Origin of the sequence: Hydrogenophaga sp. R2 (assembly GCF_049843595.1) — a bacterium.
In the GTDB taxonomy this organism is placed as follows: Bacteria; Pseudomonadota; Gammaproteobacteria; order Burkholderiales; family Burkholderiaceae_C; genus Hydrogenophaga.
This window is the reverse complement of the sequence record NZ_JBBHZN010000002.1, coordinates 135,622-152,669: the sequence shown is the minus strand read 5'-3', so window position 1 is coordinate 152,669 and position 17,048 is coordinate 135,622. Positions and strand designations below refer to the sequence as shown.

Here is a 17,048-nt window from a genome sequence, read left to right as displayed (position 1 = left end):
GACCGGCTCCCGGCCGGGGTCGGACGCGGGCGGGCTGCCGGCCTGCCGCGCTGTTCCCTTGCTGCTCCAACGACTGGCGACACATGATTGATCTGGGCATTTCCAAGCTCGCCCTCATCGGGGCGGTGGCGCTGATCGTCATCGGCCCCGAGAAGCTGCCGCGCGTGGCCCGCACCGTGGGCGCCTTGCTGGGCAAGGCCCAGCGTTATGTGGCCGACGTCAAGGCCGAGGTCAACCGGTCCATGGAGCTCGAGGAGCTCCGCAAGATGAAGGACTCGGTCGAGAACGCGGCCCGCGACGTCGAGAGCTCGGTGCAGTCGACCACGCAGGATTTCGAGAAGTCCTGGTCCGAGGCCACTGCCGGTCTGGACGTCAACGAACCGCTGTCCGAGCCGTCGTCGTCCATCCACGATCCGTCCTACCCGGTCTACCGCCACCCGCGCAAGAACTGGCGCGTGAAGCAGAAAGCCATGCCGCAATGGTTCAAGGCCCGGGCCGGTGTGCGGACCCGCACCCAGTCCGGCGCTGCCCGAGTGGCCCGGTTCCGGCCGCGTTCCATCTCCGCTCCCCGCTGATGTCCGACTCCCCGAATTCCACCGACGAGCTCGCCGGGACCGAACAGCCGTTCGTGCAGCACCTCATGGAGCTGCGCGACCGCCTGCTGTACGGCGTGATCGGGCTGGCCATCTGCATGGCAGCCCTGGCGGTCTGGCCGGGTCCGGGCGGGCTGATCGACCTGATCGCCATTCCGATCAAGGCCCACATGCCGCCCGACGCCAAGCTGATCGCCGTCGGCGTGTTCTCCCCGTTCTTCGTGCCGCTGAAGGTGCTGGCCATGGCGGCGTTGCTGCTCTCGCTGCCCTGGTGGATGTACCAGGCCTGGGCCTTTGTGGCGCCGGGCCTCTACAGCCACGAGAAGCGCTTTGCGGTGCCCCTGATCATCCTGGGCAGCCTGCTGGCCTACGTGGGCATCGCCTTCGTGCAGTTCTTCGTGCTGGACAAGATGTTCGGCTTCATCCAGAAATTCACGCCGGCCAGCGTGGCGGCCACGCCCGACATTGCTTCCTATGTCGAGGCCATCCTGTCGCTCTACCTGGCGTTCGGTCTTGCGTTTCAGGTGCCCATCGTGGTCATCCTGCTGGTCAAGATGGGCATGGTGTCGGTCCAGAAGCTGAAGGATTTCCGCGGCTACTTCATCGTCATCGCGTTCATCATCGCGGCCGTGGTCACACCGCCGGACGTCATCTCCCAGCTGGCGCTGGCCGTGCCGATGTGCATCCTGTACGAACTGGGCATCTGGGGCGCCCGCTGGTTCGTGCAGCCGAAGCCCGAAGACGCCGAGGCCGATTGAGCTTCAGCGGCGGGTCGGCGCGCGGGGCACGTTGCGCTGACCGGGCACCACCTCGATCTTCATGCCGGTTTCGCGGCGCTGCACGTCCAGAACGGCCTTTTCGCCCGGCTTGAGCGAGGCCACGGCGGCCAGCAAGTCCGGCACGGTCTTCACTTCCTTGCCGGCCACGGCCGTCACCACGTCCCCGGGCCGCATGCCGGCCTGAGCGGCAGGGCCGTTCTGCAGCACCCCGGTGATGACCACGCCCTGGCCGCTGCGCACGCCGAAGCTCTCGGCCAGCTCGGGACTCAGGTCCTGCGGCTCCACGCCGATCCAGCCCCGGGTGACCTTGCCTTCCTTGACGATGGCCTCCATCACGGTGCGGGCGGTGGAGGTGGGAATGGCAAACCCGATGCCCATCGAGCCGCCCGATCGCGAATAGATGGCGGTGTTGATGCCCATGAGGTGGCCGTTGGTGTCCACCAGTGCGCCACCGGAATTGCCCGGGTTGATGGCGGCGTCGGTCTGGATGAAGTTCTCGAAGGTGTTGATGCCCAGCTGGGTGCGCCCCAGTGCGCTGACGATGCCGCTGGTGACGGTCTGACCCACACCGAACGGGTTGCCGATGGCCAGCACCTGGTCGCCGATCTGCAGTTCGTCCGATTGCCCCAGCGTGATGACCGGCAGATCGGTCAGCCCGATCTTGAGGATGGCGAGATCGGTTTCCGGATCGGTGCCGATGACCTGGGCCACGGTCTGTCGACCGTCGTTGAGGATGACCTGGATCTCGTCGGCCTCCTCGATGACGTGGTTGTTGGTCAGGATGTAGCCCGCCGGGCTGACGATCACGCCGGAGCCCAGGCCCGACTGGGGCTGCGAGGGCGCCTGGTCGCCGAAGAAGAAACGGAACCAGGGGTCGTTGGTGTGCGGGTTCTCGGCCGGCGCCTTGCTGGTGTTGATGCTCACCACGGCCGGCGAGGCCAGTTTGGCCGCCTCGCGAAAGCTGCTGGTTCCCCCCCCGCCGACGATGCCTGCCGGCGCCTCGAAGACCGGGATCACCGACAGCCCCCGCTGGCTCGACCGCCCCAGCCACTGCGGCTGCAGCGTGGCGACCACGAACAGAATGCCCACCAGGACGGTGACGGTTTGCGCAAACAGGAGCCAGAGACGTTTCATGCCGGTATTCTCCCGTATCCCGGCTCGGCACCGACCACCTCTCGCACCAGTCTCACCTGTCATGCCCACGACCTCCCGCGAACAGCTCACCCAGGCCTTCGACCAGCTGCTGGAGCCCGGCCGCTTCAAGGATTACGGCCCCAACGGCCTGCAGGTGGAGGGGCGCTCCGCAGTCCGCCGTATCGTCTCGGGCGTGACCGCCAGCCGGGCGCTGATCGAGGCGGCCATCGATGACGGTGCCGATGCGATCTTCGTGCACCACGGGCTGTTCTGGCGCGGTCAGGACGGCCGTGTCACCGGCTGGATGAAGCAGCGTCTGGCCCTGCTGCTGGCCCACGACATCAACCTGTATGCCTACCACCTGCCGCTGGACGCCCATGCCGAGCTGGGCAACAACGCCCAGCTCGCCCGGGTGCTGGGCATCACGCCCGAGCCCGCGCCGCAGGGCCGTTTCGGCGACCAGCAGCTGGGGCTGATCGGCCAGCGCAGCGAGCCATCGGCGCAGGCACTGGCCGACCATGTGGCCGCTTGCCTGGGGCGCCCGGTGACGCTGGTGGCCGAGCCGGACCGGCCGGTGCGGCGCGTGGCCTTGTGCACCGGTGGCGCCCAAGGGTATTTCGAGGCCGCCATTGCCGCCGGCGCGGACGCTTTCATCACCGGCGAGATCTCCGAGCCGCAGGCGCACTACGCCCGCGAATGCGGCGTGGCCTACCTGGCGTGCGGCCACCATGCCACCGAGCGGTATGGTGCTCCGGCAGTGGCCGGGCATGTGGCACAGGCCTTGGGCCTGGAGCACCGCTTCATCGACATCCCGAACCCCGCATGAGCCGGCTGCCCTTGCTGATCTCCATGGGCGATCCGGCCGGCATCGGACCGGAGATCATTGCCCGTGCCGTGGTGCAGCGGCCCGAACTGCTGGCGGACGTCGTGGTCTGCGGCGATGCCGACGTGATGCAGCGTGCCCTGGCGCTGGTGGCCGGCGACCGGGCGTCGGTGGGGCAGCGGCCGGTGCTGGCCGTGGTGGCTTCGGTGCCGGACGCAGCGTCCGTTCCTGCCGGTGCGCTGGCGCTGTGGCAGACCTGCGCACCGCTGGGCGCCATCGAGCCGGGGCGTATCAGCGCTGCCGCAGGGCGGGCGGCGGCCGACTGCGTGGTGGCCGCTGCGCAGGTGGTGCTGGCCGGCCGTGGTCGTGCGCTGGTCACGGCGCCGCTGCACAAGGAGGCCCTGGCGGCCGCCGGCATCGATCACCCCGGCCACACCGAGCTGCTGCAGGCGCTGGCCGCGCAGCATGCCGGCGTGCCGGTGAGCGAGATGCCGGTGCGCATGATGCTCAGCTGTCCGGACCTCGCCGTGGTGCTGGTGAGCATCCATGTGGCGCTGCAGGAGGCCATCCGCCTGCTCACCCCGGGGCGGCTGGAGCAGACCATCCGCATCGCGCATGCGCATTTCCGGCGCTGCGGTGTGGCGCAGCCGCGTGTCGCGGTGGCCGGCCTCAACCCGCATGCCGGCGAGGGCGGACTGTTCGGCCGGGAAGACGTGGACATCATTGCCCCGGTGGTGCAAGCGCTGCGGTCGGAGGGCATGGAGGTCAGCGGACCACACCCGCCCGACACCGTGTTCATGCGGGCCCGCCAGGGTGCCTGTGACGTGGTGGTGGCGCAGTACCACGACCAGGGGCTGATCCCGGTCAAGCTGCTGGGGCTGGACGATGGTGTCAACACCACCCTGGGGCTGCCGCTGGTACGGACCAGCCCCGACCACGGCACCGCATTCGACATCGCCTGGACCGGGCAGGCCAGTGCGGCCAGCCTGCTCGCGGCCATCGACGCCGCCCGGCGCTTCACCGGCGGCGCCTGAGGCCTCGTCTTACTTGCGCAGGCTGTCGCGGATCTCGCGCAGCAGGGCGATGTCTTCCGGCGTGACCGGCTCGGCCGGCGCAGCGGGCGGGGTCTCGCGCTTGAGCCGGTTGATCTGCTTGACCATCATGAAGATGATGAAGGCCATGATGGTGAAGTTGATGGCCACGGTGATGAAGCTGCCATAGGCAAACACCGGGACGCCGGCCGCCTTCATGGCGGCCAGGGTCCGGGCCGTTCCTTCCGGCACCTGGGCCAGCGGGACGAACAGGTTGCTGAAATCCAGCTTCCCGAAGATGGCGCCCACCAGGGGCATGATCACGTCCTCCACCATGGAGGTGACGATCTTGCCGAAGGCCCCGCCGATGATCACGCCGACCGCCAGGTCGATCACGTTGCCCTTGACGGCGAACTCCTTGAATTCCTGCAGCATGCCCATGGTCTTTTTCTCCTCGTTGGACGGTCGTTGATCGTCCGCGTGCCGGCTGGCGCGGTCGCGCGGTGCAAATCATTCTCACACACCGACCGTGACGGCTTCCCCCGGTGCGACCCTGCCGGGCGGGTGTCGCGTCGGTACCTTACCAAGCCGCCCCGACAAGCCAGAGCGCTGGCGGGCGTCCAGTACAATGCCGGGTTGTCCCCAATGTCCCCGTCCGATTCCAGAAAGAATCCCATGAGTGAAGCTACTGCCAACAAAGGCTCCGGCGCCGTGGATAGCAGCCGCCGTACCTGGCTGATCACCTCCTGCGCCATGGGTGGCGTGGGTGCAGCCGCCGTCGCTGTCCCCTTCGTGAGCACCTTCCAGCCGTCCGAGCGCGCCAAGGCCGCCGGCGCTGCGGTCGAGGTGGATGTCTCGGGCATCGCTCCCGGCGAGAAGATCGTGGTGGAGTGGCGGGGCAAGCCGGTGTGGATCATGCGCCGCACCCCCGAACAGCTGGCATCCCTGGAAGCGGTCGAGCCCGAGCTGGCCGACCCCAACTCCGACCGGACCGCGGTGCCCACCCCCGAGTACGCGAAGAACCGCCACCGCTCGATCAAGCCCGAGTTTCTGGTGACCGTGGGCATCTGCACCCACCTGGGCTGCTCGCCTGGCGACAAGCTCACCCCCGGCCCCCAGCCCTCGCTGCCCGACAACTGGAAGGGCGGCTTCCTGTGCGCCTGCCACGGCTCGACCTTCGACGTGGCCGGCCGGGTGTTCAAGAACAAGCCCGCTCCCGACAACCTGGAGGTGCCGCCGCACCACTTCGTGTCGGACACCGTGCTGCTTGTCGGCGAAGAGAAGAAGGCCTGATAGGGCCATTGCCATCCTGCACAGTCCCCTGAATCCAGAGGCATCCCATGGCTCAATTCAAAGAAATCTCCCCTGACGCCCCCATGGGCGAGAAGGCGCTGAACTGGATCGACAACCGGTTCCCGCTCACCAAGCTCTACAACGAGCACCTGGCCGAGTACTACGCGCCCAAGAACTTCAACTTCTGGTACTTCTTCGGCTCGCTGGCCCTGCTGGTGCTGGTGATCCAGATCGTCACCGGCATCTTCCTGGTGATGCACTACAAGCCGGACGCCAACCTGGCCTTCGCATCGGTGGAATACATCATGCGGGACGTGCCCTGGGGCTGGCTGATCCGTTACATGCACTCCACCGGCGCCTCCGCCTTCTTCGTGGTGGTGTACCTGCACATGTTCCGTGGCCTCATCTACGGCAGCTACCGCAAGCCGCGCGAGCTGGTCTGGGTGTTCGGTTGCGCGATCTTCCTGTGCCTGATGGCCGAAGCCTTCATGGGTTACCTGCTGCCCTGGGGCCAGATGTCCTACTGGGGCGCCCAGGTGATCGTGAACCTGTTCTCCGCCATCCCCTTCATCGGTCCTGACCTGGCCCTGCTGATCCGCGGCGATTTCGTGGTGGGCGACGCCACCCTGAACCGCTTCTTCAGCTTCCACGTGATCGCCGTGCCCCTGGTCCTCCTGGGCCTGGTGGTCGCTCACATCATTGCCCTGCACGAAGTGGGTTCCAACAACCCCGACGGCGTGGAGATCAAGGCCAACAAGGACGCCTCCGGCAAGCCGGTGGACGGCATCCCGTTCCACCCGTACTACACCGTGCACGACATCCTGGGCGTGTCGGTCTTCCTGATGATCTTCTCGGCCGTGGTGTTCTTCGCCCCCGAGTTCGGCGGCTACTTCCTGGAGTTCAACAACTTCATCCCGGCCGACCCGCTGACCACCCCGCTGCACATCGCACCGGTCTGGTACTTCACCCCGTTCTATTCCATGCTGCGCGCCATCACCGCCGAGATGATGTACGTGCTGGTGGCCTGCGTGGTGCTGGGTGCGGTCCTGGGCGTGCTCAAGGCCAAGGTGGCGGGTGCCGTCAAGGGTGGCATCGTGATCGGTGCCGTGGCCCTGAGCGCCGCCATGCTGTCCATCGACGCCAAGTTCTGGGGCGTGGTGGTGATGGGTGGTGCCGTGATCATCCTGTTCTTCCTGCCCTGGCTCGACAACAGCCCGGTCAAGTCGATCCGCTACCGCCCGAGCTGGAACAAGTGGCTGTACTTCGTGTTCGTGGTGAACTTCCTGATCCTGGGTTACCTGGGCGTGCTGCCCCCGTCGCCCATCGGTGAGCGCGTGTCGCAAGTGGGTACCCTGTTCTATTTCGGCTTCTTCCTGCTGATGCCGTGGTGGAGCCGCCTGGGCGAATTCAAGCCGGTGCCCAGCCGCGTCACCTTCCAGCCCCACTGAACGCCCAGAGCCTTTCGGAGAGTCAATCCCATGAAAAAAATCCTTCTGGGCCTCATGCTGTCGCTTGGCCTGTCGGGCGCGGCCATGGCCGCCGGCGCTTCCATTCCGCTGGACCAGGCGCCCAAGCGCACCAACGACATGGCTGCCCTGCAGAACGGTGCCAAGCTGTTCGTCAACTACTGTCTGAACTGCCACTCGGCGGCCTTCATGCGCTACAACCGTCTGCGCGACATCGGCCTGAACGACAAGCAGATCGCCGAGAACCTGACCTTCACCACCGACAAGATCGGTGACACCATGAAGGCCCACATCAGCCCCGCCGATGCCAAGGCCTGGTTCGGCAAGGTGCCGCCCGACCTGACCCTGGTGGCACGGTCGCGCTCCAGCAAGGCAGGTCCGGGTTCGGACTACATCTACACGCTGCTGCGCACCTACTACCGCGACGAGACCAAGCCCACCGGCTGGAACAACAAGGCCTTCCCCAACATCGGCATGCCCAACCCGCTGTGGCAGCTGCAGGGCGAGCAGGCGCCGGTCTACGAGAAGGTCATGAGCCACGGCCACGAGGTCGAGGTGCTCAAGGGCTGGACCCAGACCAAGCCCGGGACCATGACCCCGGCCGAGTTCGACCAGAACGTGGGTGACCTGGTGGCCTACCTGCAGTGGATGTCCGAGCCTGCACAGAACAGCCGTATCCGCATCGGTGTGTGGGTGATGATCTTCCTGGCTGCCTTCACCGTGGTGGCCTGGCGCCTGAATGCCGTCTTCTGGAAAGACATCAAGTAAACATCCCGTTGACCTCCGACCGGCTCGCGCGGGCGGCGGAGGTCCTGACCACAGTGGTTTGCGGTGCCTGAAGGGCACGTCGGCAAGCCACTGTTTTTTGCTTTGAGGAGCCTCCCCCCATGATGGTCTTGTACTCGGGTACCACCTGCCCCTATTCGCACCGCTGCCGCTTTGTCCTGTTCGAGAAGGGCATGGACTTCGAGATCCGCGACGTGGATCTCTACAACAAGCCCGAAGACATCAGCGTGATGAACCCGTACGGTCAGGTGCCCATCCTGGTCGAGCGCGACCTGATCCTGTACGAGTCGAACATCATCAACGAGTACATCGACGAGCGTTTCCCGCACCCCCAGCTGATGCCGGGTGACCCGGTGGACCGCGCCCGCGTGCGCCTGTTCCTGCTCAACTTCGAGAAGGAGCTGTTCACCCATGTGTCGACGCTCGAGTCGCGCACCAGCAAGGGCAACGAAAAGGCGCTGGAGAAGGCCCGCGCCCACATCCGCGACCGTCTGACCCAGCTGGCGCCGGTGTTCATGAAGAACAAGTTCATGCTGGGCGACAACTTCTCCATGCTGGACGTGGCCATCGCGCCGCTGCTGTGGCGTCTGGACTTCTACGGCATCGAACTGAGCAAGAACGCAGCCCCGCTGCTGAAGTACGCCGAGCGCATCTTCTCGCGCCCTGCCTACATCGAGGCGCTGACCCCGTCCGAAAAGGTCATGCGCAAGTAAGCGGTCCCAGCCATGAGCAGCGAAGCGCCTGTCTCGTCCACCCGGCCCTACCTGATCCGCGCGCTGCACGAATGGTGTGCGGACAACGGCTTTTCGCCCTACATCGCGGTCCAGGTGGATGCCTCGGTCCAGGTCCCGATGGAGTTCGTCAAGAACGGCGAGATCGTCCTGGACGTGAGCATGGACGCCACCAGCGGGCTGCGGCTGGGCAACGAGTACATCGAGTTCAAGGCCCGGTTTGGCGGGGTTGCCCGGGAGATCATCATCCCGGTGTCCCATGTGATCGCCATCTACGCCCGTGAAAACGGGCAGGGCATGGCCTTCCCGGCTCCGCCGCAGGCACCCCTGTCGGCAACAGGCGCTGCCGTGCCGGCCCCGTCGGCAACGCCCGCATCGGCCGACCCGCCGTCCGATCCGGATGCGCCGGGGCCTGATCGGCCGGCGGGACGCCCTCAGCTCAAGCGCGTGAAGTGAGCCGTAGAATGGTCGGCTTTCGGTGATACCGGCCGCTTTAGCTCAGTTGGTAGAGCAATCGCCTTGTAAGCGATAGGTCGTCCGTTCGAGTCGGACAAGCGGCACCAGGCATCAGCGACCGGCCGACTGGACCTTCAGGCGGATGGTGCGGACCGGTGCGCCGAGTTCGGCCAGGCGGTCCAGAAAGCGCGGCACGAGCTGGCGCAGCTTGGTCGATGCGGCGGTGCTGCGAACCAGCAGGCACCAGTCGGCATCTTCCAGCGGGCCGGCCAGCACATGGGGTCGCAGGGCGGCAGGCATGAGAGGCCGGATCTGCTGGAGGCACCAGTCGGACTGGCGGATGCGCTCCTGCAGCGCAGCCAGGGTCGGGGCGGCGCCGGCGGCCTCCTCAAGGCTGAAGACGTGGGGGGATCGGAAGGGCGATGGCATGGTCGTGGCGGGATGACCCGAACGCGGCCCGAGTGAAAGGAAGCGGCGTGCACATCATTATCACGGACGCATGGCTGGCACGAACCCAGGCCCTGCACCTCAACGGCTGGAAGCTGCTGGCCGCCGCGTGCATGGCGTCGCTGCTGTTGATGCTGGGCTCGGTCGCGGCCTACCACTGGATCTTCCTCGAAGGCATCCGCCAGGGCTGGCCGGGTTTCGCCTCGGTCGCTCGGCTGGTGCAGCGCGATCAGGCGGCCCTGCAGGACGCCCACCTGCGCGCCAACATCGATGCCATGGCCCGGCGGCTGGGCGAGATGCAGGCCCGCATGATGCAGATCGATTCGCTGGGCGAGCGGGTCGCGGGTCTGGCGGGTCTGAACCCCTCTGAGGTGCGTACCCAGCCGGGGTCGGGCGGGGCCCTTGTCGGCCCCCGGCCGCTCGACCTGGGGGAGCTGGGTCAGGCCATGGACCAGCTGGATCGGTCGGCCACCGAGCGCGTGGACTGGCTCACGGTGATCGAGTCGCGCCTGTTCGACCAGACCATCCAGCGCTCCCTCATACCGACCGAGCTGCCGGTCAAGGATGTCGAGCTGGGCTCCCGGTTCGGTCTGCGCATCGATCCGTTCACCGGTCAGCAGGCCATGCACACCGGGCTGGATTTCCCGGCCGAAGTGGGCACGCCCATCGTGGCGGCCGCCGGTGGCGTGGTGCAGGCCCAGGAGGTCCATCCGGCCTATGGCCACATGGTCGAGATCGACCACGGCAACAACATTGCCACCCGTTATGCCCATGCCTCGCGGGTGCTGGTCAAGAAGGGCGACATCGTCAAGCGCGGCGATCTGATCGCCGAGGTGGGCAACACCGGGCGCTCCACCGGCCCCCACCTGCACTTCGAGGTGCTGGTCTCGGGCGTGCCCCAGAACCCGGCCCGATTCCTCGCCTCCAACCCGACGGTGGCCAACGTCCGGGCCCAGGCGCCGCCCCAGCGCCACTGACCTGCGCTCCAGGGTCCGGTGGATAGAATGTCGGCTTTGTCCCGTCAGGCTGCGCCACCACCGGAATCCGGGGTGTTTTGACCCTCCCCAGCGCGTCCTTGCCGGACGCATGTCCCTTGAATTCCCAGCCTGGCCGGCGTGCGAGCAGCATGCGGGCCGGCCCGCACGTATGGCCACCAACTTCCTCACCAAACTCTTCGGCAGCCGCAACGACCGCCTGCTCAAGCAGTACCGCAAGACCGTCGAGCGCATCAATGCGCTGGAGCCGCAGTTCGAGAAGCTCGACGACGAGGCCCTGAAAGCCAAGACCGACGAATTCCGCCAGCGACTGGCGCAGGGTGAAACCCTGGACGCCCTGCTGCCCGAAGCCTTTGCCGTGGTGCGCGAGGCCAGCAAGCGCGTGATGAAGATGCGCCACTTCGATGTGCAGCTCATCGGTGGCATGGCGCTGCACCAGGGCAAGGTGGCCGAGATGCGCACCGGCGAGGGCAAGACGCTCACCGCCACGCTGCCGGTCTACCTGAACGCACTCACCGGCAAGGGCGTGCATGTGGTGACGGTGAACGATTACCTCGCCAGCCGCGACGCCCAGTGGATGGGGCGCCTCTACAACTTCCTGGGTCTGACGGTGGGCATCAACCTGCCGCAGGCCCCGCGTGACGAGAAGCAGGCTGCCTACCGCGCCGACATCACCTACGGCACCAACAACGAATACGGCTTCGACTACCTGCGCGACAACATGGTGTACGAGGTGGCCGACCGCGTGCAGCGCGGCCTGAACTACGCCATCGTGGACGAGGTGGACTCGATCCTGATCGACGAGGCCCGCACCCCGCTGATCATCAGCGGCCAGGCCGAAGACCAGACCCCCATGTACCAGGCCATCAACCGCCTGGTGCCCCAGCTGGTGCGTCAGGAAGGCGAAGCCGATGTGCGCACCGGCGAGGGCGTGATCAAGCCCGGCGACTTCACCGTCGACGAGAAGGCCCACACCATCCACATGACCGAAGCGGGCCATGAAAAGGCCGAGCAGCTGCTGTCGGCCGCCGGCCTGCTGGCCGAGGGCGCGTCGCTGTACGACCCGGCCAACATCTCGCTGCTGCACCACCTGGTCACGTCGCTGCGCGCCCACCACCTCTACCACCGCGATCAGCACTATGTGAACCAGAACGGCGAGATCGTCATCGTCGACGAGTTCACCGGCCGTCTCATGTCGGGCCGCCGCTGGAGCGACGGTCTGCACCAGGCGGTGGAGGCCAAGGAAGGCGTGGCGATCCAGCCCGAAAACCAGACGCTGGCCTCCATCACCTTCCAGAACTATTTCCGCCTGTACGGCAAGCTCTCCGGCATGACCGGCACGGCCGACACCGAGGCCTACGAGTTCCAGGAAATCTACGGCCTGGAAACGGTGGTGATCCCGCCCAACCGCCCCAGCAAGCGCGAAGACCAGCTCGACCGGGTCTACAAGACCACGCCGGAGAAGTACAACGCCGCCATCGAGGACATCCGCGAATGCCACGAGCGTGGCCAGCCGGTGCTGGTGGGCACCTCGTCGATCGAGAACTCCGAGATCATTGCGCAGCTGCTGCAGAAAGCCGGTCTGCCGCACGAGGTGCTCAACGCCAAGCAGCACGCCCGCGAAGCCGACATCATCATCCAGGCGGGTCGCCCGGGTGCCATCACCATTGCCACCAACATGGCCGGTCGGGGTACCGACATCGTGCTGGGGGGCAACCTGGAGAAGATGCTGGCCAGCATCGAGAACGATCCCTCGCTGGACGAGGCCACCCGCGCTGCCCGCATGCAGCAGATGCGCGAGCAGTGGCAGGCCGACCACGAGAAGGTCAAGGCCCTGGGCGGTCTGCGCATCATTGCCACCGAACGGCACGAGTCGCGCCGCATCGACAACCAGCTGCGCGGCCGTTCCGGCCGACAGGGCGACCCGGGTTCCTCGCGCTTCTACCTGAGCCTGGACGATTCGCTGATGCGCATCTTTGCCGGCGATCGGGTGCGCGCCATCATGGACCGCCTGAAGATGCCCGAAGGCGAGGCCATCGAGGCCGGCATCGTCACCCGCAGCATCGAAGGCGCGCAACGCAAGGTCGAGGCCCGCAACTTCGACATCCGCAAGCAGCTGCTCGAGTACGACGACGTGGCCAACGACCAGCGCAAGGTCATCTACCAGCAGCGCAACGACATCCTGGACGCCACCTCGCTGCGCGCCCAGATCGACTCGCTGCGCGAAGGCGCGATGACCGATCTGGTGCACCAGTACGTGCCCGAGGGCAGCGTGGAAGAGCAGTGGGACCTGCCCGGTCTGGAGAAGGCGCTCAAGGAAGAATGGTCGGTGGATGCACCGGTCACCTCCTGGGTGTCGGACGCCGAGTCCATGGACGCCGAGGAGATCGTCACCCGTGTGGTGGCCGCTGCCACCGCCGCTTTCGAGGCCAAGGTGGCGCTGGTGGGCGAGGACAGCTTCACCTCGTTCGAGCGCGTGGTGCTGCTGCAGACCATCGACAGCCAGTGGCGCGACCACCTGTCTGCACTGGACTACCTGCGCCAGGGCATCCACCTGCGCGGCTATGCCCAGAAGCAGCCCAAGCAGGAATACAAGCGCGAGGCCTTCCAGCTGTTTGCGCAGCTGCTCGACAGCGTCAAGAACGAGGTCACCCGCATGCTCATGAACGTGCGGGTGCAGTCGGCCGAGCAGATCTCCCAGGCGGCCGAGCAGCTGGAGGAAAAGGCCGAGGCCATCAGCAACGTCACCTACACCGCGCCCACCGAGACCGGTGAGGTCGAGACCACCACCGATCCGTCCACCCAGGCGGCTCCGGTCCCGCGCGCGGGTCGCAACGATCCCTGCCCCTGCGGCAGCGGCAAGAAGTACAAGCACTGCCACGGCAAGCTCGACTGAGCCTGTCGCTCCAGGCCCAACACGGAGGCTTCATGCCCGTTCTCCTGTCTTCCCCCCGCATCGAAGACCTACTGCCGGTGCCCGGTGTGCGCATCGGCGTGGCGCAGGCCGGCATCCGCAAGGCCAACCGCAAGGACCTCACCGTCTTTCTGCTGGACGAGGGTTGCGCGGTCGGCGCCGTCTTCACCCGCAACCGGTATGCGGCCGCCCCGGTGCAGGTCTGCCGTGAACACCTGGCCGCAGGGCAGGGCGTGCGGGCGCTGGTCATCAACACCGGCAACGCCAACGCCGGCACCGGAGAGTCCGGCCTGGCCCATGCCCGCCAGACCTGCACCGCGTTGGCGCGTTGCCTGCAGGTGGCGCACGAGCAGGTGCTGCCGTTCTCCACTGGCGTGATCATGGAGCCGCTGCCCATGGACCGCCTGCTGGCGGGCCTGCCCGCTGCGCTGGCCGATGCGGCCACCCCCCAGGACGACAGCGGCGCCCAGTGGCTGTCGGCGGCCCAGGGCATCATGACCACCGACACCCTGCCCAAGGCCGCCAGCGTGCAGTTCAGCCTGGACGGCCATGCCGTGCGAGCCACCGGCATTGCCAAGGGCGCCGGCATGATCCGTCCGAACATGGCCACCATGCTGGGCTTCCTGGCCACCGATGCGACCGTGGCCCCCGGGCTCATGAACGAGCTGGCCCGACGCCTGGCCGATCGTTCCTTCAACCGCGTCACGGTGGACGGCGACACCAGCACCAACGACTCCTTCGTGGTCATGGCCACCGGCCGTGCCGGTCATGCGCCGGTGACCGATCTCGACAGCCCGGCCGGTCAGGCCCTGCTGGCTGCGCTCACGCCGCTGGCCCAGCACCTGGCCCACGCCATCGTGCGCGACGGCGAGGGCGCCACCAAGTTCATCACCATCACGGTCGAAGGCGGGCGCGACGCCAGCGAGTGCCTCAAGGCCGCCTACGCCATTGCCCATTCGCCGCTGGTCAAGACGGCGTTTTTCGCCAGCGATCCCAACCTGGGCCGTATCCTGGCGGCGGTGGGTTATGCCGGCATCGACGATCTGGACGTGGCCGGCATCGACCTGCACCTGGGCGATGTGCACGTGGTGCGCCAGGGTGGCCGCAACCCCGATTACCGCGAGGAAGACGGTCAGCGCGTCATGAAGGCGGCCGAGATCCTGGTGCGTGTCGGCCTCGGCCGCGGTCAGGCCAGCGAGACCGTCTGGACCTGCGACTTCAGCCACGAGTACGTGACCATCAACGCCGACTACCGCTCCTGAACGCCTGCCCATGAACGCCCATTTCGAACGCCTGCTGGAGCGGGCCGAGCAGCTCATGGCCCGCATCGAGTCGGTCCTGCCCCAGCCCATGGGACAGCCCGACTGGGCGGCCTCGGTGGCCTTCCGTTACCGCAAGCGAAGCAGTGGCCACGGCTCGCTGGAGCCGGTGCGTCAGGTGGCCACCATCCGCCTGGAAGACCTGCAGGAAATCGATGGCCAGAAGGACAAGATCCTGCAGAACACCCGGCATTTCGTGCAGGGACTGCCGGCCAACAATGTGCTGCTGACCGGGGCCCGTGGCACCGGCAAGTCCTCGCTCGTCAAGGCCTGCCTCAACGCCTTGTCCGACCAAGGACTGCGGCTGATCGAGGTGGACAAGGCCGACCTCACCGACCTGCCCGACATCGTCGATGTGGTGGCCGATCGGCCCGAGAAGTTCATCATCTACTGCGACGACCTGAGCTTCGAGGACGGCGAGGCCGGCTACAAGGCGCTCAAGTCCATCCTGGATGGTTCGGTGTCGGCGGCCAGCCCCAATGTGCTGATCTATGCCACCAGCAACCGGCGCCACCTGCTGCCGGAGTACATGAAGGACAACCTGAGCTACACCCACACCGCCGACGGTGAGGTGCACCCGGGCGAGGCGGTGGAAGAGAAGATCTCGCTGTCCGAGCGCTTCGGGCTGTGGGTCAGCTTCTATCCGTTCAGCCAGGACGAGTACCTGGCCATCGTGGGCCAGTGGCTGTCGTCCTTCGGTGTGGCGCAGCAGGCCATCGAGGCCGCGCGTCCGCAGGCCCTGGTCTGGGCGCTGGAGCGGGGTTCACGCAGCGGACGGGTGGCTTACCAGTTCGCCCGCGACTACGCCGGATCCCACGGCACGCCGGGCTGATGGCGGCGCCCGATGTGCTGGTGGTCGACGGCCAGCCCGGACGGGCGGCTGATCGGCCGGTGGTCGATGTGGCGGTGGGTGTGCTCATCGACCCCGATGGCCGCTTCCTCCTCACCTCGCGGCCGCCGGGCAAGGTGTACGCCGGCTACTGGGAGTTTCCGGGCGGCAAGCTGGAGGTCGGCGAGACGGTCGAACAGGCGCTGCGCCGCGAACTGCAGGAAGAGATCGGTGTGACCATCGGCCCCGCGCGCGCCTGGCGCGAACAGCTGGTGGACTATCCGCACGCGCTGGTGCGGCTGCACTTCTGCAAGGTGTTCGACTGGTCGGGCACGCTCACCATGCATGAGGGCCAGGACTTCTGCTGGGAACGGCTGCCGGTGCGCTGCAGCCCGGTGCTCCCGGGCACCGTGCCGGTGCTGGCCTGGCTGGAAGAAGAGCAGGGCGGCTCAGTCGCCGCGTGAGGCAGGCCCGTCCGGGCCATCCGCCTCACCGTTGCCGGGCAGGGCAAAACGCTCGCTGGCCCAGGCACCGAAATCCATCTGCTGGCAGCGCTCGCTGCAGAACGGACGGAACGCGTTGGACGGGGCGTAGATGCTGTCGCCGCCGCAGGACGGGCAGCGTACCCGGCGCTCCCGGGTCTCCGAAGAGGCCGCTGCGGATGTCATGCGCACAGCGCCAGTTCGAAGCTGGCGTCTTCGCTGGCCGGGTGCAGCCGGCCATCGTCACCCAGCCGCATGAGCCGCACCGAGAACATGAGGCGGTTGCCGCTGATCTCCGGCACCAGGCCGCTGGCCGCATCGATGCTCAGGCGCAGCAGCTGGAAGGTACGCCCCTGGGGCAGGTTCTGCTGAAACTGCCCGCCCGGTGCCACCACCTTCTGCGAACCACCGGAGTCGCGCAGCAGCTTGAGCAGCAGGCCGATCGATTCGGCCAGCGGCGCCAGGGCCTGCGCCCACGACGACAGGTCGGCCTGGCGGCGTGCCGGTTCGTGGTGTTGCCAGTGGTAGTAGGACGGCAGATCGAACTCGCAGGTGCCGCCCGGAATGCCGATGCGGCTGCGGATGCCCATGAGCCAGTCGTTCTCGGTCAGGGCCTGCCCGGTCTTGCCGGCCAGCTGGCTCAGGCGGCCGAAGCACTCGTCGATCTGGCCGATCACCGCATCCAGCGCGGCCTCCGAGATGGCCGGGTTGCCGCGGTAGCTGTTGAATACCTGCTTGTGCCGTTCCAGATCCTTGAGCACATCCGACTTCATGTCGGCCCGCGAGGCCACGTCCATCACTTCAAAGATGGTCTGGATGGCGAAATGGTGGTCCAGCGGATGCTGGCGGGGAATCAGCTCGGCCAGACGACGGAACAGCTGTTCCAGTCGCAGGTAGGTCCGGATGCGTTCGTTGAAGGGGTATTCGTACAGGATCACGGGTGCGCCGGCGTGTGGGTGGTGGATGCCCT

19 protein-coding genes and 1 tRNA gene are annotated in these 17,048 nt (G+C 67.0%); 15 read left to right on the top strand and 5 right to left on the bottom strand.

Annotation, left to right across the window (positions count from 1 at the left end; all coding sequences use genetic code 11):
- The first annotated feature begins 83 nt into the window (after positions 1-83).
- Both tatB and tatC read left to right on the top strand, forming a co-directional pair.
- The gene (gene tatB, locus WD026_RS09205) at positions 84-575 is read left to right on the top strand and encodes a Sec-independent protein translocase protein TatB (RefSeq protein WP_425723368.1); all 492 of its coding nucleotides are present in this window, start codon (positions 84-86) and stop codon (positions 573-575) included.
- Positions 575-1,351: a twin-arginine translocase subunit TatC gene (gene tatC, locus WD026_RS09200; protein ID WP_425723367.1), complete on the top strand. Its 777-nt coding sequence runs from the start codon at positions 575-577 to the stop codon at positions 1,349-1,351. Before tatB ends, tatC begins: the two co-directional genes overlap by 1 nt.
- 3 nt (positions 1,352-1,354) lie before the next feature.
- On the opposite strand, the gene WD026_RS09195 is transcribed toward tatC, so the two are convergent.
- Positions 1,355-2,506 (bottom strand): Do family serine endopeptidase, encoded by a 1,152-nt coding sequence (locus tag WD026_RS09195; protein ID WP_425723366.1) that lies wholly within the window; start codon positions 2,504-2,506, stop codon positions 1,355-1,357.
- A gap of 61 nt (positions 2,507-2,567) precedes the next feature.
- Between WD026_RS09195 and WD026_RS09190 the strand changes: the two genes are divergently transcribed.
- Together WD026_RS09190 and pdxA are read left to right on the top strand one after the other, a co-directional pair.
- Positions 2,568-3,332, top strand: a complete 765-nt coding sequence (locus tag WD026_RS09190; RefSeq protein WP_425723365.1) for a Nif3-like dinuclear metal center hexameric protein — start codon at positions 2,568-2,570, stop codon at positions 3,330-3,332.
- The gene (pdxA, locus tag WD026_RS09185) at positions 3,329-4,363 is read left to right on the top strand and encodes a 4-hydroxythreonine-4-phosphate dehydrogenase PdxA (protein ID WP_425723364.1); all 1,035 of its coding nucleotides are present in this window, start codon (positions 3,329-3,331) and stop codon (positions 4,361-4,363) included. Before WD026_RS09190 ends, pdxA begins: the two co-directional genes overlap by 4 nt.
- 9 nt (positions 4,364-4,372) lie before the next feature.
- On the opposite strand, the gene mscL is transcribed toward pdxA, so the two are convergent.
- A complete protein-coding gene (mscL, locus tag WD026_RS09180; protein WP_425723363.1) occupies positions 4,373-4,801 on the bottom strand; it encodes a large conductance mechanosensitive channel protein MscL in 429 nt (142 codons plus the stop codon).
- A 234-nt stretch (positions 4,802-5,035) separates the two neighbouring features.
- On the opposite strand from mscL, the gene petA reads away from it, so the two are divergent.
- The 6 genes from petA (at position 5,036) to WD026_RS09150 (ending at position 9,199) form a co-directional block, all read left to right on the top strand.
- Positions 5,036-5,653, top strand: a complete 618-nt coding sequence (gene petA, locus WD026_RS09175; protein ID WP_425723362.1) for a ubiquinol-cytochrome c reductase iron-sulfur subunit — start codon at positions 5,036-5,038, stop codon at positions 5,651-5,653.
- A gap of 47 nt (positions 5,654-5,700) precedes the next feature.
- Entirely contained in the window at positions 5,701-7,101 is a 1,401-nt protein-coding gene (locus WD026_RS09170) for a cytochrome b (protein WP_425723361.1), read from the top strand.
- A gap of 30 nt (positions 7,102-7,131) precedes the next feature.
- Positions 7,132-7,887 (top strand): cytochrome c1, encoded by a 756-nt coding sequence (locus tag WD026_RS09165; protein WP_425723360.1) that lies wholly within the window; start codon positions 7,132-7,134, stop codon positions 7,885-7,887.
- A 119-nt stretch (positions 7,888-8,006) separates the two neighbouring features.
- Entirely contained in the window at positions 8,007-8,618 is a 612-nt protein-coding gene (locus tag WD026_RS09160) for a glutathione S-transferase N-terminal domain-containing protein (protein ID WP_086122067.1), read from the top strand.
- A 12-nt stretch (positions 8,619-8,630) separates the two neighbouring features.
- Positions 8,631-9,092 carry a ClpXP protease specificity-enhancing factor gene (locus WD026_RS09155; protein WP_425723359.1) on the top strand — a complete coding sequence of 154 codons (462 nt, stop codon included), beginning with the start codon at positions 8,631-8,633 and terminating at the stop codon, positions 9,090-9,092.
- A gap of 31 nt (positions 9,093-9,123) precedes the next feature.
- A tRNA-Thr gene (locus tag WD026_RS09150) sits at positions 9,124-9,199 on the top strand.
- 4 nt (positions 9,200-9,203) lie between these two features.
- Here WD026_RS09150 and WD026_RS09145 read toward each other — a convergent pair.
- Positions 9,204-9,521: a DciA family protein gene (locus WD026_RS09145; protein WP_425723358.1), complete on the bottom strand. Its 318-nt coding sequence runs from the start codon at positions 9,519-9,521 to the stop codon at positions 9,204-9,206.
- Positions 9,522-9,568: 47 nt separating this feature from the next.
- On the opposite strand from WD026_RS09145, the gene WD026_RS09140 reads away from it, so the two are divergent.
- From WD026_RS09140 to WD026_RS09120, 5 genes are all read left to right on the top strand, one after another.
- Positions 9,569-10,516: a M23 family metallopeptidase gene (locus WD026_RS09140; RefSeq protein WP_425723357.1), complete on the top strand. Its 948-nt coding sequence runs from the start codon at positions 9,569-9,571 to the stop codon at positions 10,514-10,516.
- Positions 10,517-10,685: 169 nt separating this feature from the next.
- Entirely contained in the window at positions 10,686-13,430 is a 2,745-nt protein-coding gene (secA, locus tag WD026_RS09135; RefSeq protein WP_425723356.1) for a preprotein translocase subunit SecA, read from the top strand.
- A 32-nt stretch (positions 13,431-13,462) separates the two neighbouring features.
- A complete protein-coding gene (gene argJ / locus WD026_RS09130) occupies positions 13,463-14,710 on the top strand; it encodes a bifunctional glutamate N-acetyltransferase/amino-acid acetyltransferase ArgJ (protein WP_425723355.1) in 1,248 nt (415 codons plus the stop codon).
- A 10-nt stretch (positions 14,711-14,720) separates the two neighbouring features.
- Complete coding sequence (locus WD026_RS09125; RefSeq protein WP_425723354.1) at positions 14,721-15,599, top strand: ATP-binding protein; 879 nt, start codon at positions 14,721-14,723, stop codon at positions 15,597-15,599.
- The gene (locus WD026_RS09120) at positions 15,599-16,060 is read left to right on the top strand and encodes an NUDIX domain-containing protein (RefSeq protein WP_425723353.1); all 462 of its coding nucleotides are present in this window, start codon (positions 15,599-15,601) and stop codon (positions 16,058-16,060) included. The genes WD026_RS09125 and WD026_RS09120 overlap by 1 nt, the downstream gene beginning before the upstream one ends.
- Here the strand turns inward: WD026_RS09120 and WD026_RS09115 are convergent.
- Positions 16,046-16,264, bottom strand: a complete 219-nt coding sequence (locus WD026_RS09115) for a DNA gyrase inhibitor YacG (RefSeq protein ID WP_425723352.1) — start codon at positions 16,262-16,264, stop codon at positions 16,046-16,048. The two genes, WD026_RS09120 and WD026_RS09115, sit on opposite strands and share 15 nt — an antisense overlap.
- The gene (gene zapD / locus WD026_RS09110; protein ID WP_425723351.1) at positions 16,261-17,016 is read right to left on the bottom strand and encodes a cell division protein ZapD; all 756 of its coding nucleotides are present in this window, start codon (positions 17,014-17,016) and stop codon (positions 16,261-16,263) included. Before zapD ends, WD026_RS09115 begins: the two co-directional genes overlap by 4 nt.
- Positions 17,017-17,048: the final 32 nt, after the last annotated feature.

Coding starts and splice junctions, on each gene's coding strand:
- tatB (WP_425723368.1), top strand. CDS start 84: ATGATTGATCTGGGCATTTCCAAGCTCGCCCTCATCGGGGCGGTGGCG.
- tatC (WP_425723367.1), top strand. CDS start 575: ATGTCCGACTCCCCGAATTCCACCGACGAGCTCGCCGGGACCGAACAG.
- WD026_RS09195 (WP_425723366.1), bottom strand. CDS start 2,506: ATGAAACGTCTCTGGCTCCTGTTTGCGCAAACCGTCACCGTCCTGGTG.
- WD026_RS09190 (WP_425723365.1), top strand. CDS start 2,568: ATGCCCACGACCTCCCGCGAACAGCTCACCCAGGCCTTCGACCAGCTG.
- pdxA (WP_425723364.1), top strand. CDS start 3,329: ATGAGCCGGCTGCCCTTGCTGATCTCCATGGGCGATCCGGCCGGCATC.
- mscL (WP_425723363.1), bottom strand. CDS start 4,801: ATGGGCATGCTGCAGGAATTCAAGGAGTTCGCCGTCAAGGGCAACGTG.
- petA (WP_425723362.1), top strand. CDS start 5,036: ATGAGTGAAGCTACTGCCAACAAAGGCTCCGGCGCCGTGGATAGCAGC.
- WD026_RS09170 (WP_425723361.1), top strand. CDS start 5,701: ATGGCTCAATTCAAAGAAATCTCCCCTGACGCCCCCATGGGCGAGAAG.
- WD026_RS09165 (WP_425723360.1), top strand. CDS start 7,132: ATGAAAAAAATCCTTCTGGGCCTCATGCTGTCGCTTGGCCTGTCGGGC.
- WD026_RS09160 (WP_086122067.1), top strand. CDS start 8,007: ATGATGGTCTTGTACTCGGGTACCACCTGCCCCTATTCGCACCGCTGC.
- WD026_RS09155 (WP_425723359.1), top strand. CDS start 8,631: ATGAGCAGCGAAGCGCCTGTCTCGTCCACCCGGCCCTACCTGATCCGC.
- WD026_RS09145 (WP_425723358.1), bottom strand. CDS start 9,521: ATGCCATCGCCCTTCCGATCCCCCCACGTCTTCAGCCTTGAGGAGGCC.
- secA (WP_425723356.1), top strand. CDS start 10,686: ATGGCCACCAACTTCCTCACCAAACTCTTCGGCAGCCGCAACGACCGC.
- argJ (WP_425723355.1), top strand. CDS start 13,463: ATGCCCGTTCTCCTGTCTTCCCCCCGCATCGAAGACCTACTGCCGGTG.
- WD026_RS09125 (WP_425723354.1), top strand. CDS start 14,721: ATGAACGCCCATTTCGAACGCCTGCTGGAGCGGGCCGAGCAGCTCATG.
- WD026_RS09120 (WP_425723353.1), top strand. CDS start 15,599: ATGGCGGCGCCCGATGTGCTGGTGGTCGACGGCCAGCCCGGACGGGCG.
- WD026_RS09115 (WP_425723352.1), bottom strand. CDS start 16,264: ATGACATCCGCAGCGGCCTCTTCGGAGACCCGGGAGCGCCGGGTACGC.